Source organism: Lacrimispora indolis DSM 755 (assembly GCF_000526995.1).
In the GTDB taxonomy this organism is placed as follows: domain Bacteria; phylum Bacillota; class Clostridia; order Lachnospirales; family Lachnospiraceae; genus Lacrimispora; species Lacrimispora indolis.
Window position 1 is genome coordinate 2,816,886 of sequence record NZ_AZUI01000001.1, and the last position, 26,244, is coordinate 2,843,129.

22 protein-coding genes, 12 tRNA genes and 3 rRNA genes are annotated in these 26,244 nt (G+C 47.1%); 33 read left to right on the top strand and 4 right to left on the bottom strand.

The annotated features are described in order from the left end of the window. Window positions 1–3: 3 nt before the first annotated feature. From K401_RS0113490 to K401_RS0113500, 3 genes are all read left to right on the top strand, one after another. Window positions 4–1,230: a homoserine dehydrogenase gene (locus K401_RS0113490; RefSeq protein WP_024293448.1), complete on the top strand. Its 1,227-nt coding sequence runs from the start codon at window positions 4–6 to the stop codon at window positions 1,228–1,230. A 190-nt stretch (window positions 1,231–1,420) separates the two neighbouring features. Further along, a complete protein-coding gene (locus K401_RS0113495; RefSeq protein ID WP_024293449.1) occupies window positions 1,421–2,629 on the top strand; it encodes an aspartate kinase in 1,209 nt (402 codons plus the stop codon). 12 nt (window positions 2,630–2,641) lie between these two features. Further along, window positions 2,642–2,989, top strand: a complete 348-nt coding sequence (locus K401_RS0113500; RefSeq protein WP_027352452.1) for a DUF2752 domain-containing protein — start codon at window positions 2,642–2,644, stop codon at window positions 2,987–2,989. Between the two features lie 3 nt (window positions 2,990–2,992). Here K401_RS0113500 and K401_RS0113505 read toward each other — a convergent pair whose 3' ends face one another. Continuing rightward, window positions 2,993–3,388: a hypothetical protein gene (locus tag K401_RS0113505; RefSeq protein ID WP_024293451.1), complete on the bottom strand. Its 396-nt coding sequence runs from the start codon at window positions 3,386–3,388 to the stop codon at window positions 2,993–2,995. A gap of 329 nt (window positions 3,389–3,717) precedes the next feature. Between K401_RS0113505 and K401_RS0113510 the strand changes: the two genes are divergently transcribed. From K401_RS0113510 to ispD, 9 genes are all read left to right on the top strand, one after another. Continuing rightward, window positions 3,718–5,859 (top strand): Tex family protein, encoded by a 2,142-nt coding sequence (locus K401_RS0113510; protein ID WP_024293452.1) that lies wholly within the window; start codon window positions 3,718–3,720, stop codon window positions 5,857–5,859. Between the two features lie 79 nt (window positions 5,860–5,938). Then, window positions 5,939–6,445, top strand: coding sequence for a YcxB family protein (locus K401_RS0113515; RefSeq protein WP_024293453.1), 507 nt, complete (start codon window positions 5,939–5,941; stop codon window positions 6,443–6,445). A gap of 3 nt (window positions 6,446–6,448) precedes the next feature. Beyond that, window positions 6,449–6,874: a tRNA (adenosine(37)-N6)-threonylcarbamoyltransferase complex ATPase subunit type 1 TsaE gene (tsaE, locus tag K401_RS0113520; RefSeq protein WP_024293454.1), complete on the top strand. Its 426-nt coding sequence runs from the start codon at window positions 6,449–6,451 to the stop codon at window positions 6,872–6,874. Beyond that, window positions 6,875–7,564, top strand: a complete 690-nt coding sequence (gene tsaB / locus K401_RS0113525) for a tRNA (adenosine(37)-N6)-threonylcarbamoyltransferase complex dimerization subunit type 1 TsaB (protein ID WP_024293455.1) — start codon at window positions 6,875–6,877, stop codon at window positions 7,562–7,564. It abuts the gene before it with no gap. A gap of 51 nt (window positions 7,565–7,615) precedes the next feature. Further along, on the top strand, window positions 7,616–8,050 hold the full coding sequence (gene rimI, locus K401_RS0113530; RefSeq protein WP_024293456.1) for a ribosomal protein S18-alanine N-acetyltransferase: 435 nt from the start codon (window positions 7,616–7,618) through the stop codon (window positions 8,048–8,050). Between the two features lie 143 nt (window positions 8,051–8,193). Continuing rightward, window positions 8,194–8,436, top strand: a complete 243-nt coding sequence (locus K401_RS0113535; RefSeq protein ID WP_024293457.1) for a hypothetical protein — start codon at window positions 8,194–8,196, stop codon at window positions 8,434–8,436. A 216-nt stretch (window positions 8,437–8,652) separates the two neighbouring features. Then, a complete protein-coding gene (locus K401_RS0113540; protein WP_024293458.1) occupies window positions 8,653–9,564 on the top strand; it encodes a ribonuclease Z in 912 nt (303 codons plus the stop codon). 10 nt (window positions 9,565–9,574) lie between these two features. Further along, window positions 9,575–10,612: a tRNA (adenosine(37)-N6)-threonylcarbamoyltransferase complex transferase subunit TsaD gene (gene tsaD, locus K401_RS0113545; protein ID WP_024293459.1), complete on the top strand. Its 1,038-nt coding sequence runs from the start codon at window positions 9,575–9,577 to the stop codon at window positions 10,610–10,612. Between the two features lie 20 nt (window positions 10,613–10,632). Further along, on the top strand, window positions 10,633–11,388 hold the full coding sequence (gene ispD / locus K401_RS0113550; protein ID WP_034620225.1) for a 2-C-methyl-D-erythritol 4-phosphate cytidylyltransferase: 756 nt from the start codon (window positions 10,633–10,635) through the stop codon (window positions 11,386–11,388). Window positions 11,389–11,416: 28 nt separating this feature from the next. Here the strand turns inward: ispD and K401_RS0113555 are convergent, their stop codons facing one another. Then, on the bottom strand, window positions 11,417–11,743 hold the full coding sequence (locus tag K401_RS0113555; RefSeq protein WP_024293461.1) for a helix-turn-helix domain-containing protein: 327 nt from the start codon (window positions 11,741–11,743) through the stop codon (window positions 11,417–11,419). 282 nt (window positions 11,744–12,025) lie between these two features. On the opposite strand from K401_RS0113555, the gene K401_RS0113565 reads away from it, so the two are divergent. From K401_RS0113565 to K401_RS0113640, 15 genes are all read left to right on the top strand, one after another. After that, window positions 12,026–12,292: a hypothetical protein gene (locus K401_RS0113565; protein ID WP_024293462.1), complete on the top strand. Its 267-nt coding sequence runs from the start codon at window positions 12,026–12,028 to the stop codon at window positions 12,290–12,292. 188 nt (window positions 12,293–12,480) lie between these two features. Then, a tRNA-Ser gene (locus tag K401_RS0113570) sits at window positions 12,481–12,566 on the top strand. 45 nt (window positions 12,567–12,611) lie between these two features. Next, a tRNA-Ser gene (locus tag K401_RS0113575) sits at window positions 12,612–12,700 on the top strand. Between the two features lie 380 nt (window positions 12,701–13,080). Beyond that, a 16S ribosomal RNA gene (locus K401_RS0113585) occupies window positions 13,081–14,612 on the top strand. Between the two features lie 100 nt (window positions 14,613–14,712). Next, window positions 14,713–14,830 (top strand): 5S ribosomal RNA (gene rrf / locus K401_RS0113590). Between the two features lie 7 nt (window positions 14,831–14,837). Further along, window positions 14,838–14,910: transfer RNA gene (locus K401_RS0113595), tRNA-Ala, on the top strand. A gap of 375 nt (window positions 14,911–15,285) precedes the next feature. After that, window positions 15,286–18,178 (top strand): 23S ribosomal RNA (locus K401_RS0113600). Together the 16S, 23S and 5S rRNA genes with 11 tRNA genes alongside form the textbook arrangement of a ribosomal RNA operon. An 83-nt stretch (window positions 18,179–18,261) precedes the next feature. After that, window positions 18,262–18,334 (top strand) — tRNA-Asn (locus K401_RS0113605). A 4-nt stretch (window positions 18,335–18,338) separates the two neighbouring features. Next, window positions 18,339–18,410 (top strand) — tRNA-Glu (locus K401_RS0113610). Window positions 18,411–18,416: 6 nt separating this feature from the next. Next, window positions 18,417–18,489, top strand: a tRNA-Thr gene (locus K401_RS0113615). Between the two features lie 38 nt (window positions 18,490–18,527). Next, window positions 18,528–18,601: transfer RNA gene (locus K401_RS0113620), tRNA-Ile, on the top strand. A gap of 23 nt (window positions 18,602–18,624) precedes the next feature. Beyond that, window positions 18,625–18,698: transfer RNA gene (locus K401_RS0113625), tRNA-Asp, on the top strand. Window positions 18,699–18,768: 70 nt separating this feature from the next. Beyond that, a tRNA-Val gene (locus K401_RS0113630) sits at window positions 18,769–18,841 on the top strand. Between the two features lie 116 nt (window positions 18,842–18,957). Continuing rightward, window positions 18,958–19,043: transfer RNA gene (locus K401_RS0113635), tRNA-Leu, on the top strand. A 29-nt stretch (window positions 19,044–19,072) separates the two neighbouring features. Further along, window positions 19,073–19,146 (top strand) — tRNA-Arg (locus K401_RS0113640). 138 nt (window positions 19,147–19,284) lie between these two features. Here K401_RS0113640 and K401_RS32895 read toward each other — a convergent pair. Together K401_RS32895 and K401_RS0113650 are read right to left on the bottom strand one after the other, a co-directional pair. After that, the gene (locus tag K401_RS32895; RefSeq protein ID WP_156945280.1) at window positions 19,285–19,458 is read right to left on the bottom strand and encodes a hypothetical protein; all 174 of its coding nucleotides are present in this window, start codon (window positions 19,456–19,458) and stop codon (window positions 19,285–19,287) included. A gap of 29 nt (window positions 19,459–19,487) precedes the next feature. Beyond that, on the bottom strand, window positions 19,488–19,724 hold the full coding sequence (locus tag K401_RS0113650; RefSeq protein ID WP_024293463.1) for a hypothetical protein: 237 nt from the start codon (window positions 19,722–19,724) through the stop codon (window positions 19,488–19,490). Window positions 19,725–19,939: 215 nt separating this feature from the next. Between K401_RS0113650 and K401_RS0113660 the strand changes: the two genes are divergently transcribed. From K401_RS0113660 to K401_RS0113685, 6 genes are all read left to right on the top strand, one after another. Next, a tRNA-Arg gene (locus K401_RS0113660) sits at window positions 19,940–20,013 on the top strand. Window positions 20,014–20,259: 246 nt separating this feature from the next. Further along, window positions 20,260–21,039 carry a serine hydrolase gene (locus K401_RS0113665; protein ID WP_024293464.1) on the top strand — a complete coding sequence of 260 codons (780 nt, stop codon included), beginning with the start codon at window positions 20,260–20,262 and terminating at the stop codon, window positions 21,037–21,039. 18 nt (window positions 21,040–21,057) lie between these two features. Next, the gene (locus K401_RS0113670) at window positions 21,058–22,143 is read left to right on the top strand and encodes a dipeptide epimerase (protein ID WP_024293465.1); all 1,086 of its coding nucleotides are present in this window, start codon (window positions 21,058–21,060) and stop codon (window positions 22,141–22,143) included. 75 nt (window positions 22,144–22,218) lie between these two features. Further along, complete coding sequence (locus K401_RS0113675; protein WP_024293466.1) at window positions 22,219–24,150, top strand: peptide ABC transporter substrate-binding protein; 1,932 nt, start codon at window positions 22,219–22,221, stop codon at window positions 24,148–24,150. Window positions 24,151–24,312: 162 nt separating this feature from the next. Continuing rightward, window positions 24,313–25,254, top strand: coding sequence for an ABC transporter permease (locus tag K401_RS0113680; protein ID WP_024293467.1), 942 nt, complete (start codon window positions 24,313–24,315; stop codon window positions 25,252–25,254). Next, complete coding sequence (locus K401_RS0113685) at window positions 25,251–26,237, top strand: ABC transporter permease (protein ID WP_024293468.1); 987 nt, start codon at window positions 25,251–25,253, stop codon at window positions 26,235–26,237. Before K401_RS0113680 ends, K401_RS0113685 begins: the two co-directional genes overlap by 4 nt. The last annotated feature ends 7 nt before the right edge of the window (window positions 26,238–26,244 follow it).

The following is a 26,244-nucleotide window of genomic DNA, read 5'->3' on the forward strand; positions in this document are numbered from 1 at the left end:
GATATGAAAAATATTGCAATTATGGGCTATGGTACCATTGGATCAGGCGTGGCAGAGGTTTTGGAAAGAAACAGGGAGATGATTGCCAAAAGGGTCGGCGACAAGGTAGAAGTGAAGTATGTTCTGGATTTAAGGGAATTCCCGGGGGATCCAATGGAAAAAAGAATTGTTCATGACTTTTCCGTCATTGAGAAGGATTCTGAAGTGTCCATGGTGATCGAGACTATGGGAGGATTAAATCCCGCTTATCCCTTTGTAAAGGCAAGCTTAGAGGCAGGAAAACATGTGGCAACCTCCAACAAGGCCCTGGTGGCTGCATACGGCACCGAGCTTTTAGAGATTGCCAGAGAACATAACGTGAACTTCTTTTTCGAGGCCAGCGTAGGCGGAGGCATTCCCATCATACGCCCTCTTTACACCTCCCTTGCCGGGGAGGAGATTGAAGAGATCACCGGAATTTTAAATGGAACCACAAACTATATATTGACAAAAATGGACAAAGCGGGAGAGACCTTTGAAGCGGCCTTAAGAAAGGCTCAGGAGCTTGGTTATGCGGAAAGAAACCCGGAAGCCGATGTGGAAGGACACGACACCTGTCGAAAGATTGCCATTCTGACAGCCGTGGCAACGGGACACGAGGTCAATTACGAGCATATTTATACAGAAGGGATTACAAAAATAACGGATGTGGATTTCCGCTATGCCGATGCAATGGGAACCTCTGTGAAGCTGTTTGGTTCAAGCAGAATCCGGGAAGGGATTGCCCATGCATTTGTAGCCCCGGTCATGATCGGAAAGGATCACCCCTTATATTCGGTAAATGACGTATATAACGGCATTCTTGTAAAAGGAAATATGTTAGGCACTTCCATGTTCTACGGAAGCGGAGCAGGAAAGCTTCCCACAGCCAGCGCTGTGGCCGCGGATATTATTGAAGCCCTGAAAGACAATGGCCGTCATGTGGAAATGGGCTGGGACAGGGAAAGCCTTGCCATTTCAGCCATAGACAGCTTCTCCTTCCGCTATTTTGTAAGAATCAAGGGGATCGCTGAAAAGCGCATGAAAGAAGTGGAGGAAGTATTCGGAAAGGTGGAAGTGGTGGAACTGGACCATATGGATGAATTTGCGGTCCTTACTGAAGTCATGACTGAAGAAGAATATGAAGAAAAAGCGAAAAAGCTGTCAGGGATCAGGCAGCGCATCCGCGCAGAATTGAATGCAAACAAGTAATCCCCTGCTTCCGGTTTGTGGAGAACGAAACAGCGGGCATGGTGGCTTGCTTGTATCAGCGGGGGGCTGAATGCCCCGCTGATAAGGCGTGAAGCGGAGCTGGAATCTCCGCTTTACAAGGTGTAACAGTTTATGAGCATACAGCAAAGCGGATGGGAATATCCGCTTGACTTTTCGCCAGGAGGCATCAATGTTAGTAGTGAAAAAATTTGGCGGTAGCTCCGTCGCAGACAAGGAAAGAATTTTTAATGTGGCAAAGCGCTGCATTGAGGAATATGAAAAAGGCAATCAGGTAGTAGTGGTCCTGTCCGCTATGGGAAAGACTACGGATGGTCTCATTGCAAAAGCCTATGAGATGAATCCAAACCCTCCAAAGAGGGAAATGGATATGCTCTTAGCCACAGGAGAACAGGTCAGCGTGGCACTTATGGCTATGGCAATGAATTCTTTGGGGGTTCCGGCCGTTTCTTTAAATGCGTCCCAGGTGGCCATGCACACCACCTCTGCTTATGGGATGGCAAAATTAAAGAGGATCGATACGGAACGCATACGGCATGAGCTGGAGGCCAGAAAGATCGTGATCATCACAGGCTTTCAGGGAATCAATAAATACGATGACTTAACAACACTTGGCAGAGGGGGCTCCGATACGACTGCAGTAGCCCTGGCCGCTGCCCTCCATGCGGACTCATGTGAGATCTATACTGATGTGGATGGTGTATACACAGCAGACCCCCACATTGTTCCAAATGCCAGAAAGCTTCCGGAGGTTTCTTATGATGAAATGCTGGAATTTGCTTCCCTGGGAGCAAAGGTGCTTCATAACCGGTCTGTGGAGATGGCAAAGCGCTATGGAGTTCAGTTGGTTGTTCTGTCAAGCCTGACCAGAGCAGAAGGTACAGTTGTCAAGGAGGAAACAAAATTGGAAAGAATGCTGGTTAGCGGCGTGGCCGCAGATAAGAATGTAGCCCGTATTTCAGTAATCGGGGTCAAAAATACGCCTGGAATTGCTTTTAAGATCTTTAATCTCCTGGCAAAGAACAATATTAACGTGGACATCATCATTCAGTCCATTGGGCGGGAAGAGCGAAAAGACATTTCCTTTACGGTAGCAAAGACCGATTTAAAGGAAACCATGGATCTTTTAAGGGAAAATAAGGAATCCATTACCGCTCAGGATGTGACAAGCGAGGAAGGCGTAGCCAAGATTTCCATCATCGGTGCAGGTATGACAGGCAATCCGGGAGTGGCTGCAAAGATGTTCGAGGCCCTATCAAGCGCTAACGTAAACATTAAGATGATCGCCACCTCTGAGATCAGGATAACAGTTTTGATCGATGAAGCAGATGTAAACCGTGCTATGAGGACGGTCCATGATGCCTTTGATCTGGCGGATTAGAGGCTGCAAAAAATGAACTGGTTAAAAAAATTATTTGGCCTGGGGCTTCCCTGCCTGTTTCAAACCCTGACCGGACTTTATTGCCCGGGCTGCGGCGGGACCCGGGCCATCCGGTCATTGTTAAAGGGGGACTTACGGATGAGTTTTCAGTATCATCCGTTGGTCCTTTATGCTGTTTTTGTACTGTTTTTGGAAATGATCCTAAGGGCTGCCGTTAAAAGGCAAAAGTCTTCCGTGGATATAAGAAAAGCAGACAGGATATTTATCCTGGCAGGGGCCGCGATCGTGGCGGCCAATTGGATTTTCAAGAATTATATGCTGGTCTTTAAAGGTGTGGACCTGCTTCCTCTTTTGAGGTAGTCCCTATTCTCCAGAAGGAGAGGTGGCTGTAAGGGCCTGGGAGGCAGTTTCAAAAACCTGTCTGAAGTAGTGGCCCAAAGGTGTGTTGGTGTCCATGGTATCATATACAAAAATAATGAACAATGCCATCATAAGTCCGCAGACTGTGGAAATAACAGACAGGATCAGACCGAGCTGGGCCTGCTGGGTAAAGGGTTTTCCCTGTCTGGAAAGCACTGCGCATGCGATGCCCATCAGGCCGAGAAAAAGACCGGCCGGCAGACTCCAGATGCTGAATAAGGGGATGCAGTCGCTGGCCAGTCCAATACCGCCCAGAAGAACGGACCAGAAGGCCAGAAAAGAACCTGTGGGACGGATCTGGGGCAGCATACCGTTGTTGCTGTTATGATTTTCTTCCATTCGTGATTTACCTCGTTTTCATATACCATATTATCGGAAGCAAAAGCACTTTCGATAAGTTATACTATTGTATGATTGTAGCATGAAAAGTCCCCCGTGTCCAGACAGGTCTTGCATTAGACCGGTTGATGAATTATAATAGTAAGTTGAATGAAGACTGGAAGAAAATGTCTTTCAGCTCCCGTTTGAACAGCGTGCCCTGCTTCACCGGGCATCAGCCGGATATGCACTCGGATCCCTTGATTCATCAGAATGGAAAGGTTGAAGGGTATGCAGACATATCTTTTTGTGTCACCAGTATATAAATTTTGAAAAACAAGGGGATCGCCATGGATATAATAAAGGCATTACAAGAAGAACTTTCCATTACCCGCGGACAGGTGGAAGCAGCAGTTAAGCTCATTGATGAAGGGAACACCATCCCGTTTATCGCAAGATACCGGAAGGAGGTTACGGGCTCCTTAAATGATGAGGTTCTGCGAAACTTAGATGAGCGGCTCCGCTATCTGCGGAATTTAGAAGAGCGGAAGGAGCAGGTCCTTTCCTCCATCAGGGAGCAGGAGAAGCTGACTCCTGAGCTGGAAAAAAAGATATTGGAAGCCCAGACCCTGGTTGCTGTAGAGGATTTATACCGTCCCTATAAACCTAAAAGAAGGACAAGGGCCACCATTGCAAAGGAAAAGGGGCTGGAGCCTCTTGCGGATCTGATCATGCTTCAGATGATTAAGACTCCCTTAACAGAGGCCGCGGACCAGTACCTTTCCGAAGAAAAAGGCGTTTCTTCCCCGGAAGAGGCTATAAGCGGAGCAAAGGACATCCTGGCAGAACGGATTTCCGACAATGCGGAATACCGCACCTACATCAGGAATGCTACCATGAACCAGGGAAGTCTTCAGGGAACGGCAAAGGATGAAGAAGCGGAATCCGTATATGAAATGTATTATAACTACGAGGAAACCATTAAAAAATCCGCAGGCCACAGGATACTGGCATTAAACCGTGGAGAAAAAGAGAAGATTCTCACGGTAAAAATACTCGCTCCCGTGGAACAGATTCTTCGTTTTCTGGAAAAGCAGGTAATTGTAAGAGACAACCCATACACCACTCCTGTCTTAAAAGAGGTGATCGTGGACAGCTATGACCGTCTGATCGCCCCTGCCATTGAGCGGGAGGTGAGAAGCTCTTTGACGGAGCAGGCAGAGGATGGAGCGATCCGGGTGTTCGGTAAGAACTTAGAACAGCTTTTGATGCAGCCCCCCATTGCCGGGCGGGTAGTCCTGGGCTGGGATCCGGCATTTCGGACCGGCTGCAAGCTGGCTGTTGTGGATGAGACCGGAAAAGTCCTTGATACCGTGGTCATCTATCCCACGGCTCCTCAGAACAAGGTGGAGGAAGCAAAGGCCGTTTTAAAGAAGCTGATCAAAAAATACCACGTTTCCCTGATTTCCGTTGGGAATGGAACCGCATCCAGGGAATCGGAGGCAGTGATCGTGGATTTGCTAAAGGAAACACCGGAACCGGTTCAGTATATCATCGTAAACGAGGCAGGGGCTTCTGTATATTCCGCCAGCAAGCTTGCCACAGAGGAATTTCCTAATTTTGACGTTGGCCAGAGGAGTGCAGCCTCCATTGCAAGAAGACTGCAGGATCCCTTAGCAGAGCTGGTTAAAATCGATCCGAAATCCATTGGAGTTGGCCAGTACCAGCATGACATGAATCAAAAGCATTTAAGCGAGGCCCTTCAGGGCGTTGTGGAAGACTGCGTGAACAAAGTGGGCGTGGACCTAAATACGGCTTCCGCTTCCCTGCTGGAATATATATCCGGCATTTCAAAACCCATTGCAAAGAACATCGTGGTTTACCGGGAAGAAAACGGAGCATTTGCCAGCAGGAGCCAGCTTCGTAAAGTTCCGAAGCTGGGGCCAAAGGCCTACGAACAGTGTGCCGGCTTTATGAGGATCCAGGGAGGAAAGAATCCTTTGGACGGAACCAGCGTACATCCTGAGACTTATGAGGCAGCAAAAAAGCTGTTGGAAAAGCTGGACTATGATCTGAAAGAACTGGCCCGGGGAGGCTTAAGCGGAATCGGCAAAAAAATCCTGGATTATAAGTCTCTGGCAGCTCAGCTGGAAATCGGTGAGATTACCCTGCGGGATATTGTAAAGGAACTGGAAAAACCGGCAAGAGACCCCAGGGACCAGATGCCGGCACCCATTCTCCGCACCGATGTCATGGAGATGAAGGATTTAAAACCAGGCATGGTTTTAAAGGGAACCGTGAGAAATGTCATTGATTTCGGCGCTTTCGTGGATATCGGCGTACATCAGGATGGCCTTGTCCACATTTCCCAGATGTCGGATAAATTTATCAAACATCCCTTAGAAGCTGTCAGTGTGGGGGACATTGTTGAGGTCAAGGTCATAAGTGTGGACGCACAGAAAAAGAGGATCGCACTGACCATGAAGCTATAAATGGAAACTGAATTCCCCTGCCTTCATTAAAAAGATTATGTCAGGAATTGCTGTGCCAAAGCACAGGAAGGAGAAAAGAGTGGAAGAGAAACATCCGATTGAGATAGAAGTAAAATTGACTGCAAAGGATCTGTGGAAGTTTTCTATGTATCATTCCTATCAGGGGCTGCAGGGGCTTTTTAATATTATTTTCAGCGCTGCTGCTGTTTTCCTACTTATCACCACATGGAGTTCCAATTCTACCCCGTACCGGGTGCTGCTGATCGTCTGCGCCCTGATGTTTACGGTCTGGCAGCCGGGCATTCTTTATCTAAAGGCAGCCAGGCAGGCAAAGAACCCCAGGATCCAGAATTCCATGCTCCTTACCTTTGATGAGGAAGGAATTCTGGTTTCCCAGGGAGAGGAAAGCCTTCCCATTGCCTGGGAGAACATAGGAAAGGTGGACCGTGCAGGAGATATGATGATCCTGTATATGGACAGAGTCCATGCCTATCTGCTGCCTGATTCCGTTTTGGGAGAGAAAAAGACGGAGATCCGTAGTCTTATTAAAGAAAAACTGCCTCCTGAAAGGCGAAAGAGGATATAAATGATGGTAATAGAAAGCTGGAAGCCAGAAGAAACCTATGAACTGGGAAAAAAAATGGGAGAGGAAGCCAGGCCTTCCTCTGTGTACTGCTTAAATGGGGATTTGGGAGTGGGAAAAACCGTATTTACCCAGGGGTTCGCATCAGGACTTGGGATTGAGGAGCCGGTAAACAGCCCTACGTTTACCATTGTCAATCAGTATGAGGAGGGACGTCTGCCTTTTTACCATTTTGACGTATACCGCATCGGTGATGTCAGCGAGATGGATGAGATCGGTTATGAGGATTGCCTTTATGGAGAAGGAGTGAGCCTTATTGAATGGTCCAACCTGATTAAGGAGCTTCTTCCTGACCATGTAATAACCGTAACCATAGAAAAGGACATGGAAAAAGGCTTTGATTACAGGAAAATAACCGTGGAGGGAATGTAAATGAGGATACTTGGAATTGAAAGCTCGTCTTTAGTGGCTTCCGTTGCCATTGTGGAGGACGAGGTAACAACTGCGGAATATACAGTGAATTTTAAGAGGACCCATTCCCAGACCCTTCTTCCCATGCTGGATGAAATTGTAAAAATGGTGGAACTGGATTTAGAGACCATTGATGGAATCGCAGTTTCCGGGGGGCCGGGTTCCTTTACCGGCCTGCGGATCGGTTCTGCCACGGGAAAGGGACTTGGCCTTGCTTTAAAGAAGCCTCTGATTTCCGTGCCCACCGTAGATGCCATGGCCTATAACCTATACGGCAGTGCCTACAGGGTCTGCCCCATTATGGATGCCAGAAGGAATCAGGTATATACCGGCATTTATGATAACCGGAACGGTTTTTCCATAATAAAGGAACAATGCGCCATGGACATTGAAGAACTGGTGGAAGAATTAAATGCAGCCGGACAGAAAGTGATGTTCTTAGGAGACGGCGTCCCTGTATACAAAAAACAAATACAAGAAAAGATGACAGTTCCCTTCCTGTTTGCTCCGGCTCATTTAAACCGGCAGCGGGCAGCGGCAGTGGCGGCCTTGGGTTGTAAGTATTACGAGGAGGGGAAGACCCTTACGGCGGAAGAACACGCCCCTGTTTATTTAAGAAAGCCCCAGGCAGAACGGGAGCGGGAGGCATAGCCGTTCTAAGCCATAAGGTGAATTGAACTTCCATGAAAGGAGGAGAAGCCCATGGTTCATGAAATGCGGCCGGAGGATGTGTTTGGAGTCTATGAAATAGAACGGATCTGTTTTTCCGATCCATGGTCCTTGGAATCCATCAAGGAAGGTTTGGAAAGCAGCCTTGATACCTGGCTGGTACAGGAAGAGGGGGGGGACCTGCTTGGGTACTGCGTCTTCCGGATCATTGCCGGGGAAGGGGAACTGCTTCGGATCGCCGTTCTTCCTGAATACAGGGGGAGGGGATTATCTAAGAAACTTATGGACCAGCTGGTGGAATATTCCAGAGAAAAGGAAGCAAAATCCTTGTCTTTAGAGGTCCGTGAAAGCAATAAAAAAGCCAGAAACCTTTATAGATCCTATGGTTTTAAAGAGGAGACCATCCGGAAAAATTATTACCGTGATCCTGAGGAAAATGCAGTCATCATGTGGAACCGCCGGATATGAAACATTTACCACTAAAAATAGGGGGAAACTCCGTTTATAATGTAGGGGTATCCAGTAAGGATGCCCTTTTTCCTATTTTCAGATTATGCAAAGCGGAAACAGGGCTTAACTGGTAAGTGCGAAAAAGGAAAGGTGAGAGGAAGATGAGAAAGTACAAAAACGGTGGTCAGCTTGAAACAGTTGTGTGCAACTGCTGTGGCAAAAAAATTATCGTGTCAGAAGGTGTTTCCAGGGAGGGGGTAATCAATATCAATCATACCTGGGACTTTTTCTCCGAGAAAGATGGGGAGATCCATCATTTTGATCTGTGTGAGGACTGTTACGATGCCATCATCCAGGAATTCAAGATTCCAGTGGAGGTAGAAGAACAGCTGGAATATTTATAGTTGCTAATTGCCTCTGCTTTGTGATATGATTTTATGAGGCGGTTTTTTGACCGTCATTCATTGATCGAAACCAAAGCGAGGAAACACCCTTCGGATAGACCTCGACGCCCCATAAAGCGGGACGGGCCCTGCCAGGAAAGCATGGGCAGAAGAGAGGAAACATCCTTTTGGTATACCTCGATGCCCGGAAAGCATGGGCAGAAGAGAGGAAATTTTATGTTGGATATATGTTTGCTGGGAACCGGAGGAATGATGCCGTTGCCGTACCGATGGCTGACAGCCATGATGGCCAGATGTGAAGGCAGTGATCTTCTCATCGATTGCGGAGAAGGAACCCAGATAGCGCTAAAGGAAAAGGGCTGGAGCCCGAAGCCCATTGACATCATTTGCTTTACCCATTATCACGCCGATCATATCAGCGGTCTTCCGGGGCTTCTCCTGACCATGGGAAATGCGGAAAGGACAGAACCCCTGACACTTATCGGGCCAAAGGGCCTGGAGCGTGTGGTGGGAGCCCTGCGGACCATTGCGCCGGAGCTGCCCTTTGATTTGAAATTTATCGAGCTTTCCGAAAACAGGGAGCAGGTAAAAATCGGGCCTTATGTGATCGATGCTTACCGGGTGAACCATAACGTGGTTTGTTATGGTTACTCCATTTCCATCCCCAGGAAGGGCCGGTTTGATGTGGACCGGGCCAATGCCGCCGGAATACCCCAGAAATTCTGGAGCCGCCTGCAAAAAGGAGAAACCATTGTAGACGGAGACAGGTCTTTAACTCCTGACATGGTCTTAGGGCCGGAAAGACGGGGGCTTAAGGTCACCTATTGTACGGATACAAGACCGGTTCCTGTGATTGCGGAATATGCAAAGGAGGCGGATCTTTTTATCTGCGAGGGCATGTACGGTGAGGACGGAAAGGAAACGAAAGCAAGAGAATATAAGCATATGACCTTTTATGAAGCTGCCAGGCTGGCAAAGGAAGCCCAGCCCAGGCAGATGTGGCTGACCCATTACAGCCCCTCCCTTACCAGGCCAGAGGAATATATGGAGAAAGTCCGGGAAATCTTTCCCCGCGCCAAAGCGGCAAAGGATGCCTGGACCTTAGAGCTGGAATTTGATGAGGAGTGAGGGAGAGGCAATGAAAAAGAACCATACAGAGGAAGATGTCTATATACTTGCAATTGAAAGTTCCTGTGATGAGACGGCGGCAGCTGTAGTAAAAAACGGAAGAGAGGTCCTTTCCAATGTGATCTCTTCCCAAATCGCCCTTCATACTTTATACGGAGGCGTTGTGCCGGAAATCGCATCCAGAAAGCATATTGAAAAAATGAATCAGGTCATAGAAGCAGCTCTTTTAGAAGCAGGGCTGCGCCTGGAGGATATGGACGCCATAGGCGTCACTTACGGTCCGGGCCTGGTGGGAGCTCTCCTTGTAGGCGTTGCTGAGGCAAAGGCCATTGCTTATGCTGCAGGTAAACCGCTGGTGGGAGTGCATCATATAGAAGGACATGTATCAGCCAACTTTATTGAGCATCCGGACCTGGAGCCGCCGTTTTTATGCCTGATCGTATCCGGCGGCCATACCCATCTTGTGGTTGTAAAGGATTACGGAGAATTTGAAATTCTGGGCCGTACCAGGGATGATGCGGCAGGAGAGGCCTTTGACAAGGTGGCAAGAGCGGTTGGCCTTGGATATCCGGGAGGTCCGAAAATTGATCTGGCAGCCAGGGAAGGAAATCCCCATGCCATTAAATTCCCCCGTGCAAAGGTGGAGGGAAGCATTTATGACTTCAGCTTCAGCGGTTTGAAGTCAGCTGTATTAAACTACATCAACCACGCCAACATGATGGGAGAAGAAATCAATGTGGCTGATTTGGCTGCCTCCTTCCAGAATGCGGTTGTAGACGTACTGGTGAGTCATACGGCAGATGCGGCAAAAGAATATGGATTTAAAAAGGTTGCCATAGCCGGAGGCGTGGCTTCTAACTCTGCCCTGCGGGAAGGGATGAACCTTGCCTGTAAAAAAGCCGGAATTTCCCTATACTATCCGTCACCCGTTTACTGCACCGATAATGCGGCCATGATCGGCACTGCAGCTTATTATGAGTATATCAATGGAGCGAGAGCCGGTTGGGATTTAAACGCGGTCCCCAACTTGAAACTGGGGGAGAGGTAATATGCCGGGAGGATGCCTTTATGTCTAAAAAGCATGGACAGGAAAGAGAAAGCAATCGGATAGAAAGCAGGGGAAGAACAGCAGCAGTCATATTGGCGGCAGGAAAAGGAACACGCATGGGAAGCCAGGTGCATAAGCAGTACTTGGAACTCTTTGGGAAACCTCTGCTGTATTACGCACTTCATGCTTTTGAAAGCAGTTCGATAGATGAAATCATCCTGGTGACCGGACCCGGAGAAGCCGGGTATTGCCGGGAGGAGATCATAGAGAAATACGGTTTCAGAAAGGTGACTGCGGTTACAGAGGGGGGAAAGGAACGGTATCATTCCGTATACCAGGGCCTTAAAGCAGTTAAAAACTGTGACTATGTGCTGATCCATGACGGAGCCAGACCCTGCGTCACCGAAGAGGTCATAGAGGCAGCTTCCAATGGAGCCAGAATGTACAGAGCCTGTGCGGTCGGAATGCCCGTTAAGGATACCATTAAAGTTTCCGATGAAAATGAATTTGCTTCCGTGACACCGGACAGAAACCGTTTATGGCTGATTCAAACTCCTCAGGCCTTTGAATATGGGCTGGTGCTTCAAGCTTATGAAAAGCTTATGTCATCGGAAGAATATCAAGAGGTAGTAACGGATGATGCCATGGTGGTGGAAACCATGACACAGGAAAAGGTGAAATTAATTCGGGGCGATTATGCCAACATAAAGATTACAACACCGGAAGACATGGAAATTGCCGGGGTGCTGATAAAAAGAAATCATTGGGAAAAATAAAAGGAATGCTGTAAGCGCAGCTTCCTTTTTATTTTTTTCCTCCTGATTTCAAAAGATCCTTTACGATTAAATGAAGGTGCTCAAGCTGCTCTCTGTTTAAATGCTGGGCATCCTCCATCAGCTCTCTTACTTTTGCCGGGCTGCTGATGCCATGGGAGAAAAATTCGGCTGGTTCAATGTCCAGATACTCGCATATATAAAAGAATCCCATCATGGACGGAAGAGCTAGTCCATTTTCTATTTTATTGATATATGTGGGATTCTGCCCAAGAGACAGACTCATATCGCGTGCAGATACGCCTTTTTGGGCTCTAAGCTCGGAAAGACGTTTTGAAAAATTGAAATCTATATACATAGGTAGCTCCTCCTGATTCCATAGTATTGCATTAAATGAAATATATGTAGTAAATAATGCAATCCATCACTTGACATGTTGCATTCATTACAATATTATTAGTTATATAAAGTATTTAATGTATGATTATACAGAAAAGTCCGCCATGCGGGCTGGGTGGCTGTCAGATCTTGTCGAGGCTGCATCAGAGGAAGCATCCTGCGGGTATACCTTTACGCCCGGTAAAGCGGGGCGGACTCTGCCCAAAAGCATGGGCGGGAAAGATGAAAGAAGGTACAGTAGATGAAAACTGAAGCAAACAGGATAGGGAAGGACAAAAACGCCAAGGCTGGGCTTTTGGACCGGATAGCAGCAGAGTCGGGCTGCATGTACCTGTCAGATTTAAGAAACTGTATTTCAAAAAGATGCTGCCGCTTTGTTGTTTCTGCAATACCGGCATCGGATTATCCGGTAAAAGTATGGGAAGATGCGGCCTGTTATATGACTGGGACAGAAGAAGATTTTAAAACAGCTGAGGAAGCAAAACAATGGCTTTTAAAGCATTTATAGGGCTTTAAAATATAATTTGAAAAAAATGTAAAAATGTGTTGACAGAATATACAAACAATGATAAACTATCCAAGTTGCAGCTGATAAGTGCAGCAAAACAAGCAGTATCGGCCTCCAAGAGATTTGGAAAAATAGAAAAAAGTGCTTGACAAAAGCATGGACTTCTATTAGAATATAAAAGCACATTTGGAGAGGTATCGAAGTGGTCATAACGAGGCGGTCTTGAAAACCGTTTGTCCGCAAGGGCGCGTGGGTTCGAATCCCACCCTCTCCGTTGGCAGGTTTTTAGCCGCTAATAACATAGAAAAATCAGCTAATTGCAGAAGTACCCAAGCGGCTGAAGGGGCTCCCCTGGAAAGGGAGTAGGCCGTTAGTAGCGGCGCGAGGGTTCAAATCCCTCCTTCTGCGTCAGCATCTGGGGAATGAAAGTTTCCGGCAGATGCAAACAGCACTTTGAAAACAGAAGATTGAACAGTATGTAAAACCCTGAAAATTCTAATAAAACAAGCCATTGTTTGATGGCTTTGAATGAGAAAATTCAGAACGAATACAAGTAATTGTATACGAACCAAACAACAAGTAAAACGGGAAAAAAATTAGCTAGTTAGTTGATTTTGACCCCGGATTGAACCGAATGGCAGGTCTAAGCGGTACGCTCATGAAGCTTTGCTTCATTCGCTACCATTTGCTTCGCAAATGTTCGTTGATTTCCCCCAAATCCCTTATGGAAGTAAACTTCCAACGGGCTTTTGTGCAAATCACCGACCGCTTTCAAAGACTATCTGCTTAAATTTGAGAGTTCGATCCTGGCTCAGGATGAACGCTGGCGGCGTGCTTAACACATGCAAGTCGAGCGAAGCGGTTTAAATGAAGTTTTCGGATGAATTTTAAACTGACTGAGCGGCGGACGGGTGAGTAACGCGTGGGTAACCTGCCTCATACAGGGGGATAACAGTTGGAAACGACTGCTAATACCGCATAAGCACACAGTGCCGCATGGTACGGTGTGAAAAACTCCGGTGGTATGAGATGGACCCGCGTCTGATTAGGTAGTTGGTGAGGTAACGGCCCACCAAGCCGACGATCAGTAGCCGACCTGAGAGGGTGACCGGCCACATTGGGACTGAGACACGGCCCAAACTCCTACGGGAGGCAGCAGTGGGGAATATTGGACAATGGGGGAAACCCTGATCCAGCGACGCCGCGTGAGTGAAGAAGTGTTTCGGCATGTAAAGCTCTATCAGCAGGGAAGAAAATGACGGTACCTGACTAAGAAGCCCCGGCTAACTACGTGCCAGCAGCCGCGGTAATACGTAGGGGGCAAGCGTTATCCGGATTTACTGGGTGTAAAGGGAGCGTAGACGGCGATGCAAGTCTGGAGTGAAAGCCCGGGGCTCAACCCCGGGACTGCTTTGGAAACTGTGTTGCTAGAGTGCAGGAGAGGTAAGTGGAATTCCTAGTGTAGCGGTGAAATGCGTAGATATTAGGAGGAACACCAGTGGCGAAGGCGGCTTACTGGACTGTAACTGACGTTGAGGCTCGAAAGCGTGGGGAGCAAACAGGATTAGATACCCTGGTAGTCCACGCCGTAAACGATGAATACTAGGTGTTGGGGAGCAAAGCTCTTCGGTGCCGCCGCTAACGCAATAAGTATTCCACCTGGGGAGTACGTTCGCAAGAATGAAACTCAAAGGAATTGACGGGGACCCGCACAAGCGGTGGAGCATGTGGTTTAATTCGAAGCAACGCGAAGAACCTTACCAAGTCTTGACATCGGAATGACCGGTCCGTAACGGGGCCTTCCCTTCGGGGCATTCCAGACAGGTGGTGCATGGTTGTCGTCAGCTCGTGTCGTGAGATGTTGGGTTAAGTCCCGCAACGAGCGCAACCCTTATCCTTAGTAGCCAGCAAGTCAAGTTGGGCACTCTGGGGAGACTGCCAGGGATAACCTGGAGGAAGGTGGGGATGACGTCAAATCATCATGCCCCTTATGATTTGGGCTACACACGTGCTACAATGGCGTAAACAAAGGGAAGCAAAGGAGTGATCTGGAGCAAACCCCAAAAATAACGTCTCAGTTCGGATTGTAGTCTGCAACTCGACTACATGAAGCTGGAATCGCTAGTAATCGCGGATCAGAATGCCGCGGTGAATACGTTCCCGGGTCTTGTACACACCGCCCGTCACACCATGGGAGTTGGTAACGCCCGAAGTCAGTGACCCAACCGCAAGGAGGGAGCTGCCGAAGGCGGGACTGATAACTGGGGTGAAGTCGTAACAAGGTAGCCGTATCGGAAGGTGCGGCTGGATCACCTCCTTTCTAAGGAAGAAGAAGTAAGGGTTTTATATACTGTTGAGTCTTTGGTTTTCAAAAGAAGTAAAAAAGAATAATAAGGAAACACTAAGAAAGACGTAAAATTTCTGGTGCCGATGCGCTTAGGGGAGACACCCGTTCCCATCCCGAACACGATGGTTAAGACTTAAGCGGCCGATGGTACTATGCTGGAGACGGCATGGGAGAGCAGGTGGGTGCCAGATTATTTATGGGGGTGTAGCTCAGTTGGGAGAGCACCTGCCTTGCAAGCAGGGGGTCAAGAGTTCGAATCTCTCCATCTCCATTTGATGTAGTTACGAAGGTGCACTTCGAAAAGCTGACGCTTTTCTCAGTCACGGCGTTCCACGCCTATACAATCACATAAAAAACTGCTTATGAACACAAGTGTTCAACACAGTTTTCCATATGATTGTGCACGCTTCTGATTGCATCGCGCATGTACCTTGAAAACCACATATTGAAATATATCTAGATTAGTTTTTATATGTCAAAGTATAAAAACAAAATCAAGACATCCGAGGTGTTACATCGTAAGATGTAACCAAACAAAACTCGTTAAAGTAACCGTAACGTACGGTGAAATAACAAACCTAAGACCAGAGATACAACGCTATGTATCTTAGATGAGTCACCCGCACCCGCAGGTGAACATCGAATTGGTTAAGCTAATAAGAGCGCAGGGTGGATGCCTTGGCACTAAGAGCCGATGAAAGACGTGATAAGCTGCGAAAAGCTTCGGGGAGGAGCAAATATCCTTTGATCCGGAGATATCTGAATGGGGAAACCCAGCTGAGCAAACCTCAGTTGTCGTATGGTGAATCCATAGCCATACGTCGGGAACCCGGGGAACTGAAACATCTAAGTACCCGGAGGAAAAGAAAGAAAACTCGATTTCCAAAGTAGCGGCGAGCGAAATGGAAAGAGCCTAAACCGGTATGCGTGCATACCGGGGTTACGGACTGCAATAAGTGAGACGATTTGTTACCAGAACGGTCCTGGAAAGATCGGCCATAGAAAGTGAAAGCCTTGTATGGGAAAGCAATAGTCAGCGAGCAGGATCCAAAGTACCACGAGACACGAGAAACCTTGTGGGAATTCGGGGGGACCACCCCCCAAGGCTAAATACTACTTAGTGACCGATAGCGCATAGTACTGTGAAGGAAAGGTGAAAAGGACCCCGGGAGGGGAGTGAAAGAGAACCTGAAACCCTGTGTTTACAAGCTGTGGAACCACATTTTAAGTGGAACCGCGTACTTTTTGTAGAACGGTCCGGCGAGTTACCGTTACTGGCAAGGTTAAGCACTTAAGGTGCGGAGCCGAAGGGAAACCAAGTCTTAATAGGGCGAATGAGTCAGTAAAGGTAGACCCGAAACCGGGTGATCTACCCATGTCCAGGTTGAAGTTTCCGTAAAAGGAAATGGAGGACCGAACGCACATCCGTTGAAAAGGGTGGCGATGAGGTGTGGGTAGGGGAGAAATTCCAATCGAACCCGGAGATAGCTGGTTCTCCTCGAAATAGCTTTAGGGCTAGCCTCGTATTAGTCTGCCGGAGGTAGAGCACTGAATTTCCTAGGGGGCGTCAAAGCTTACCAAAGAATATCAAACTCCGAATGCCGGCCAGATGATGTACGGGAGTCAGACTGCACGAGATAAGTTGGGCAGTCAAAAGGGAAAGAGCCCAGACCACCAGCTAAGGTCCCAAAGTGCGTGTTAAGTGGAAAAGGATGTGGGATTTCAGAGACAACTAGGATGTTGGCTTAGAAGCAGCCACACATTCAAAGAGTGCGTAATAGCTCACTAGTCGAGAGGTCCTGCGCCGAAAATGTCCGGGGCTAAAACACGACACCGAAGCTGTGGAATGTGTATTCATACACATTGGTAGAGGAGCATTCTTAACGCACAGAAGCATTACCGTAAGGAGATGTGGAGTGTTAAGAAGAGAGAATGCCGGAATGAGTAGCGAGATGGAGGTGAGAATCCTCCAGGCCGAATATCTAAGGTTTCCAGAGTAAAGCTGATCTGCTCTGGGTAAGTCGGGGCCTAAGGCGAGGTCGAAAGACGTAGTCGATGGACAACAGGTTGAAATTCCTGTACCGCATATCATCAGAACTGTGGGGACACAGAACCGAGGAAGAACCCGGGAATGAAAAGACCGGGGCAAGCATTTTACTGGCTGAGATGGAAAATCCGCTCAGCAACAGGAAGGTGTGACGCGTACCGAACACAAGTAGGGAAGTCTTCGTAGGGGCTGTCAAGAAAAGCCGCTATTGTGTGATATGTGCCCGTACCGTAAACCGACACAGGTGGATGAGGAGAGAATCCTAAGGCCGGCGGGAGAAGCATTGTTAAGGAACTCGGCAAAATGACCCCGTAACTTCGGGATAAGGGGTGCCTGGGAAACCAGGCCGCAGAGAATAGGCTCAAGCAACTGTTTAGCAAAAACACAGGTCTATGCAAAACCGAAAGGTGAGGTATATGGGCTGACGCCTGCCCGGTGCTGGAAGGTTACGAGGAGGGGTTAGCGGCAACGCGAAGCTCTGAATTTAAGCCCCAGTAAACGGCGGCCGTAACTATAACGGTCCTAAGGTAGCGAAATTCCTTGTCGGGTAAGTTCCGACCCGCACGAAAGGCGTAATGATTTGAGCGCTGTCTCGACAATGCACCCGGTGAAATTGAAGTACCAGTGAAGATGCTGGTTACCTGCGCCAGGACGGAAAGACCCCATGGAGCTTTACTCCAGCTTGATACTGGGATTCGGTACTGCATGTACAGGATAGGTGGGAGGCAGTGAAGATAGGACGCCAGTCTTATCGGAGCCGATGTTGGGATACCACCCTTGCGGTATTGGGTTTCTAACCTGCAGCCATGACCTGGCTGGGGGACAATGTCAGGCGGGGAGTTTGACTGGGGCGGTCGCCTCCGAAAGGGTATCGGAGGCGCTCAAAGGTTCCCTCAGAATGGACGGAAACCATTCGAAGAGTGCAAAGGCATAAGGGAGCTTGACTGCGACACCGACGGGTGGAGCAGGTAGGAAACTAGGACTTAGTGATCCGGTGGTATAAAGTGGGATTGCCATCGCTCAACGGATAAAAGCTACCCTGGGGATAACAGGCTTATCACTCCCAAGAGTTCACATCGACGGAGTGGTTTGGCACCTCGATGTCGGCTCATCGCATCCTGGGGCTGTAGTAGGTCCCAAGGGTTGGGCTGTTCGCCCATTAAAGCGGTACGCGAGCTGGGTTCAGAACGTCGTGAGACAGTTCGGTCCCTATCCGGCGTGGGCGTAGGATATTTGAGAGGAGCTGTCCTTAGTACGAGAGGACCGGGATGGACTGACCTCTGGTGTATCTGTTGGTGATCAACACCATGGCAGAGTAGCCAAGTCGGGAAGGGATAAACGCTGAAGGCATCTAAGCGTGAAGCCCCCCTCAAGATGAGATATCCCATCGCAAGAGTAAGACCCCTTGAAGACGACGAGGTAGATAGGGCAGAGGTGGAAGCATGGCAACATGTGCAGCTGACTGTCACTAATAGGTCGAGGGCTTAACCAGGTTGGTTTAGGTAAGAGGAAAAGAAGAACGGATGAAGATAGATATGTAACAATGTGTGGTTTTGAGGGTATATGCCTCAGTAATCCTCGATAGCTCAGTCGGTAGAGCAAACGGCTGTTAACCGTTGGGTCGTAGGTTCAAGTCCTACTCGGGGAGCTTTGGCCCCATGGTCAAGCGGTTAAGACATCGCCCTTTCACGGCGGTAACACGAGTTCGAATCTCGTTGGGGTCATTTAATGCCGATGTGGCTCAATTGGCAGAGCAGCTGATTTGTAATCAGCAGGTTATCGGTTCGAGTCCGATCATCGGCTTTTAGACAATTTAATATATTTGCAGATTATAATGTTTAGGACCTTTAGCTCAGTTGGTTAGAGCAACCGGCTCATAACCGGTCGGTCCTGGGTTCGAGTCCCCGAAGGTCCACTAACACTGAACTAAATTAATCTGGCCCGGTGGCTCAGCTGGTTAGAGCGCCGCCCTGTCACGGCGGAGGTCGTGGGTTCGAATCCCATCCGGGTCGTTCTGTACAAAAAAAGTACAGGCTTTACAAACCAGCAGGTAAGTTGTATAATACTTACTACATTGCATATGGGATCTTAGCTCAGCTGGGAGAGCATCTGCCTTACAAGCAGAGGGTCATAGGTTCGAGCCCTATAGGTCCCATTTCCATGAGAACGAGACGAAATACGTTTTGCGAATTTCCCTCGTTATCGCGGCAGCCGTCAACTGAACATGCAAGCATGTTGGCTTGGCTCGTTGCCCGCGCAAATCATGAGAATGCCGGCGTGGCGGAACTGGCAGACGCACAGGACTTAAAATCCTGCGGGACTTACCTCCCGTACCGGTTCGATTCCGGTCGCCGGCATTTGCCTGATAAGGCAAACAAGTGAATATGTGTGTGTAGCTCAGCTGGATAGAGCACTTGGCTACGGACCAAGGTGTCGGGAGTTCGAATCTTCTCACGCACGTACAGAAAACCCTTATTTTATAAGGGTTTTCATAGTTTAAGACATCCTGTGAAGGGTGCCTTTTTTGTTTTTGTTGTGCATTGATTCAGAGGATTGTATCAGGGTCGCATTTGCATTATAATGCCCCGTGTATTGGCATCATATATCATTTTGCGACATATTCTTCTTAGATGAATCGGTAAAAGAAGTAATTGAGTCATCATCTGTTATTTCAACATCATCATTTCCGGCATTTATCACATTTGTCATAGTAATTGCTTCTTCATGTGAAAACCCCAAATCTATCCATGCTTGTACTTCTTGGTTCAACATTTTTTCTACCTCCAATACAGCGTCCCGGATTACCTGTGACTTACAATCATGGCAGCAATATACCCCAATCCGAAGATCACTCCCGCGACCAACCATGATAAGGCACATTTAATGATTGTCATCGTCGTCATCGCGGCGGTCAGCACCCCTGCGTCTGCTGCCGAAACACAGACCATAATAGGTTTGATGAATAAGGTCCAATATCCGATGTATACAGCTAAAATTATTCCTGCAAAAAAAATTCCAATAGACAAATAGCTCCTCATAAATTCCCCTCCTTGTTTTGCCCCTGATATATATTATTCATATTATGCCCAAGGGTAACATTATTATAATTCAGCTGTGATTTCAATTTTGCTGTTTTTACATAGAAAACAGTTTTCTTTAAGACTTCCATTATATTTCTCATATCCCTTTTCGAATGAATTCACTACTTTACAAATTGAATAAATGGGTGTATATTAACCATGTACTAAAAAATGCGCCGGTAGCTCAGCTGGATAGAGCGTCTGGCTACGGACCAGAAGGCCGCGAGTTCGAATCTTGTCCGGCGCATGAGAAGAACAGTTTTATTATAATAGAAAAAACTGTTCTTTTTTTATATCTGTTTCGGAAAATTCACGGGAAGATTGTATTTGTAAAAATTATAGCTTGATTTTTTCTCAGAATTTATTATACTAAAGTTAGGGCTTTTAGGGCGTTAGAATCAGGTGCGATGAGGTAGCTGTAGACAATAGGTGCAGTGCCTCTTTTTTTATATAAGGCTGTTAACTTTGGCCGGCAGGGAGTTTATTCATATTTATGAAGGATGAAATAATAGAGAAGCTGGAAAGGCTTCCTGGGAAAATCAGTTTTTTATATGAGAATTTGGAGACAGGAGATGGATTTTCCTATCACCAACAGGAGCCGATGATGGCGGCCAGCGTTATCAAGCTGTTTGTCATGGCGGCCGCATTTGAAAAGGAAAAAAGGGGAACTTTTTCCATGGATGAAATGTTTTCCGTGAAAAAGGAGGACCGGGTTCCTTCCTGTGGTGCCCTTACCTATCTTCATGATGGAATTCTGGTGACGGGAATGGATCTGGTCACTTTAATGATCATTTTCAGCGACAATACGGCGACAAATGTTCTGATTGATATCCTTGGAATGGAGGAGATCAATGAAATAATCAGAGGACTTGGGTTCCGGCAGACTCTTCTTCAGAGAAAAATGTATGATATGGAAAGGTCAGGCCGGGGGATCCAGAATTACATAACTGCCCATGAAACAGGCAGGCTTTTAAAAATGATGTATAACGGGGTACTGATAGACCGGCAGTCCAGTAAAACAATGATATCCATTTTGAAGAATCAGCAGCTTTGCAGCAAGATTCCCTTTTATCTGCAGGCTCTTTCGGAAAGTCCGGAGATCGCTCACAAGACAGGAGAAGATACGGGCATTACTCATGATGTAGGAATTGTTTATGGAAAGGAACCTTTTTTGGTCTGCTTCTGCGGAAATGAGACGGATACTCCGGCTTTTGAGAGGGTCATGGCTGAGGTATCTCTGGATTTGTACAAGGAGACCAATAAAGGAATTTAGGAAACAGAGGGAAAGTAAATGAAGATTGTAAAGATAGAGACAGCAAGGGTCAGCATTCCTCTTGTGACACCGTTTAAGACAGCCCTTAGGACGGTTGACAGCGTAAATGATATTGTGGTGAGGATCACAACGGATGACGGTCAGACAGGGTTTGGTGAGGCGCCTCCTACTGCGGTGATCACAGGGGATACTCAGGGTTCTATCATCACTGCTATCGAGGAATTTATGGCTCCGGCCCTTATTGGCATGGAGATCGAGAATCTGGACTGGATCATGAGAAAGCTTCATGGCTGCATATTAAAGAACAGTTCTGCAAAGGCAGCTGTGGATATGGCTGTTTACGACCTTTTTGCAAAGTCCTGTAAGAAACCTTTGTACAAGGTTTTAGGAGGCGGACAGAGGGAGATTGAAACAGATTTAACCATCAGCGTCAATGATGTTGAGGAAATGGTCAGTGACAGCTTAAGGGCAACTTCCCAAGGTTTTCGCATCCTGAAAATTAAGGTAGGGAAAGAGAGCCGGAAGGATGTGGAGCGGATCAAGGCCATTCGCCAGGCGGTGGGACCGGATATCAAGCTGCGCATTGATGCCAACCAAGGCTGGTCCCCAAAGGAAGCGGTCAGGATCATCAGAACGCTGGAGGATATGGGAATTGACATGGATCTGGTGGAGCAGCCGGTAAATGCCCATGACTTTGAGGGAATGAAATTTGTGACCAGTCAGGTATATACTCCCATCCTGGCAGATGAGAGCGTTTTTTCTCCTGAGGATGCCATACAGATTATCCGGGAAAGAGCAGCGGATCTGATTAATATTAAGCTTATGAAGACAGGGGGCATTTATGAAGCCTTAAAGATCTGTGCCATTGCGGAGAGCTTTGGCGTGGAGTGCATGATTGGATGTATGTTGGAGAGCAAGATTGCAGTCAGTGCTGCGGCCCATTTGGCGGCAGGAAAGGGAATTATTACCAGGGCAGATTTGGATGGTCCATCTCTGTGTAAGGAAGATCCCTATACAGGAGGTCCGGTTTTTGAGGGTCCCAGGATTCTTATGGGGGAAGAGGCTGGAATGGGTATTACCAGAGTTCCCGTGTTTATTGACTGATTTTAATTTTTGCCGGTTTTAAGAGCGATACTAATCCCCATGGGTTTAGAATATTAGGAAAATGGAGGAGTATTTATGAAGAAGAGAAGATTAATCGCTTCTATGCTATGTGCTGTTCTTACTGCTTCCGTGGCTTTAAGCGGATGCGGAGGAAAGACGGGAGGCAGTTCCCAGGGCGCAGGAAAGGAAACTGAGGCAGGTGGAGGAAGCGCAGCTCCTACAGTTTATACCAGACTGTATGGATCTGAGGCTACCACAGTGAATTACCTGGTTACCTCATCACAGAATGATCACTGGCTGCCTGCAAATACCATCGACACCCTGATTGAATATGACAACAAGGGACAGATTAAGCCGGGGCTTGCTACCGAATGGGAGCATGATGAAGCTGCTCTGACCTGGACCTTTACTCTGAGGGAAGCTAAATGGGTTGATCATACAGGTGCTGAGGCAGCTGGCGTGACTGCCCAGGATTTTGTGGATGCTATGAAATATGAGCTGACTCCTGAGTATGAAAGTGCAAATGTACAGAACCTTTTCGGTGTTATTGCTAATGCGGAAAAGTATTATAACGGTCTTGTTTACAATGGCGGTGCTGACGAGGACGGCAATGTGTGGGAGCCTATTGATTTCTCTGAAGTAGGTGTGAAGGCAGTTGATGAACATACACTGGTCTATACTTTGGAAGAAGAGGTTCCATACTTCCTTTCTTCTCTTGCCTATGTGGTATATATGCCTGCTTATGGCCCGCAGCTTGAGGAGCTTGGCAAGGAGTTCGGAACCGGTGCTGATAAGATGTATTATAATGGTGCATATTATCTGGCAGAGTTTTCTCCGCAGGAAAGACAGATCATGAAAAAGAATCCTCTGAATTATGATGCGGATATGGTATACATAGACGAGATCCACAGAGTCTACAATGCAGAGTATAATACCATTGGGCCTGAGATGGTAAAGCGGGGAGAAGTGGATTATGCAGAGATTCCTGCAGATATTCTGGATGACTGGTTAAATGGTGAGGATACCAAGAACTTAATCAGCCGGGAAAGACCGAGAACCAGCTATTCTTACTTCTACAGTTTTAACTTTAATCCTCAGTTTGACGCTCAGTATGAGCCGGATAACTGGAAAAAGGCTGTAAATAATGAAAACTTCCGTAAGTCCTTATTTGCAGCGTTGAATAAGGTAAACCCAATTGCAATTACAGACGCCAATGCGCCTGAAGATTTTGCTATCAATTCCATTACACCGGCTAACTTTACCTTTAATGCAGATGGTGAAGATTTTACGACAGTAGGTGATATGGCATCTCTGGGACAGACCTTTGACGAGACAAAGGCAAAGGAATACCGGGATTTGGCAAAGACAGAGCTGGAGGCAGAAGGAACAACATTCCCTGTAAAGGTTCTGATGCCTTATAATCCTTCTGAGCTTAACTGGGATAAAGAGTGCCAGATCGTAGAACAGCAGATGGAAGCACTTCTCGGATCAGATTACATTGACATTATTGTTGAGGCAGGTCCTGCAGACGGATTCTTAACAGAAGTACGCCGCAACGGCAAGTTTGCATTTATGAAGTGCAACTGGGGTGCTGATTATGCAGACCCGGAAACCTGGACAGACCCATTCTACCAGAAAAAAGGGGAAGAAGGATATGATCTGGGATATAAGTATGGAAATATTGCAAAGGCCATTGAAGAGGGAACTCCTTCCGCAGAGGCAGCTTCGGAATATTTTACTCTGGTAGAGGAAGCTAAGAGCCTTAAGACAGATATTAATTCCCGTTATGAGGCTTTTGCCAAGGCAGAGGCAAGTCTTATTAACCATGCTCTTGTTATTCCTTTCAGTATTACTGTCAGCAGATATGTTGCAGACACCCTGAATGTATTTGACGGTCAGTATGCACCATTTGGTGTATCTAACCTTCGCTATAAGGGACAGACCATCAATGATCATTACATTTCCATGGATGAGTTTAAAGCCAACCAGGAAGCAAATGAAAAATAAACTGTAAAAATGACCGCCGGACCAGGCGTAAAATTTCCCGGTCCGGCGGAAAAATGCCGTCTGAAAGAGATGTGCGCAGTACGTCTTTTTCAGAGAGTATTTTTACTATGAGGAAGAACAATACTTGATTAAGAAAATTATATAAAAGGAGCCGAAAAACTGATGATAAAGTACTTAGGAAAAAGAATCGCCCGTTCACTTCTTACACTGGTCATTATTCTGACTGTGGTCTTTTGTCTGCTTCGTCTGATGCCCATTGAAGGGTATTTCCAGAATTTCGATAAAATGACAGAAAAGCAAATACAGGTTGGCTTAAAGGAAATGGGGCTGACTGACCCTCTTCCGGTTCAAGTTCTTCGCTTTTTCAAGGATATTCTTCGGGGAGATTTAGGCATGTCCAGAATTTACAGGGCCAATGTTCCTGTGTCACAGGTTTTGGCTGATAAGATTCCTGTTTCCATTAAATTGGGGTCCTGGTCCATGGTGGTGTCTCTTCTGGCGGGACTTCCTATGGGCGCTTTGATGGCCAGGTATAAATACCGGTGGTTTGACCGGATCGGAACCCTTTTTATTGTCTGCATCCAGGCGGTGCCGGCGGCGGTTTATTTTTTGTATATCCAGCTTTATGGAACTAAGCTGCTTAATGTGGGACTGCTGTTTCAGATCAATGACCCTAAATACTGGGTGCTTCCGGTAATTTCCATGTCTCTTGGAAACATCGCTTTTTACGGCATGTGGCTGAGACGGTATATGGTGGATGAAAGCAATAAGGATTATGTGAAATTAGCTAAGGCAAAGGGAATGTCTGAGGGAAGTGTGATGTTTAAGCATATTTTCCGTAATGCCTTTGTGCCTTTGGCTCAGTATATTCCCACGGCATTTTTAAATACGGTGATCGGTTCTATTTATATTGAGTCTCTTTACAGCATTCCGGGAATGGGAGGTCTGCTGGTTACTGTAATTAAAAAGCATGATAATACCATGGTTCAGGGAATTGTTCTGCTCTATGCCTGTGTAGGCGTTCTGGGACTTTTGTTTGGAGATTTACTTATGGTGCTGTTGGACCCCAGAATCAGTCTGGGAAAGAAGGAAGGTGACAGATGATGAAGCAGTTTTCATACCGCCACTCAAAGGAAGCAGAATTTATGGAGACCGTGGAGGAGGCAGAGTTATTCTCTTTTCAGGAATTCAATGAGATGGAAGTGGAGAAGACGGGGTACAGCAATTATTCTTACTGGAACAGCACTCTTCATGCCTTTCTGAAAAACCGGGGAGCCTTTATCCTTTTGATACTTTTAGCGCTTCTTCTGGCGTTTACTTTTATCCAGCCCTATTTACCGGGGCAGTACGATCCTAATAAAATCATCAATGATGCGTCGGGAATGCAGTTTCGAAATGTGCCTCCGGGAGAGGAATTCATTTTGGGAACCAACTCCATCGGACAGGACTTGTGGGCCAGAATCTGGGCGGGGACAAGAACCTCTCTGATGATCGGCTTGTCAGTGGCTCTTGCAGAGGCTGTTATCGGCATCACCGTAGGCGTGATCTGGGGTTATGTGAGGAAAGCAGACTTTATTTTAACAGAAGTTTACAACATCATTGACAATATTCCAAATACGATTGTCCTGATTCTGATTTCTTATATTTTAAAGCCCAGCATTAAGACTCTGGTGTTTGCCATGTGTCTTACCGGCTGGATTCAGATGGCCCGGTTTATCCGGAACCAGATTCTCATTATCAGGGACAGGGATTATAATGTTGCCAGCCGTTGCCTGGGAACTCCGGTGAGCCGGATTATTATTAAGAACCTGCTGCCATATCTGGTGTCGGTTATTATGCTGAGAATGGCTCTTACCATTCCTGCTGCCATTGGAAATGAGGTGTTTATTACCTATATCGGTCTGGGACTTCCGGTCAATATCCCCAGCCTTGGAAATCTGATCAATGAGGGAAGGGCATTGATCACCAGCCCGGCTCTGCGGTATCAGCTGGTTTATCCTACCATCATCCTTTCATTTGTCACCATTTCCTTTTATATCATCGGCAACGCTTTCTCCGATGCTGCTGATCCCAAGAACCACGTTTAAGGAGGAC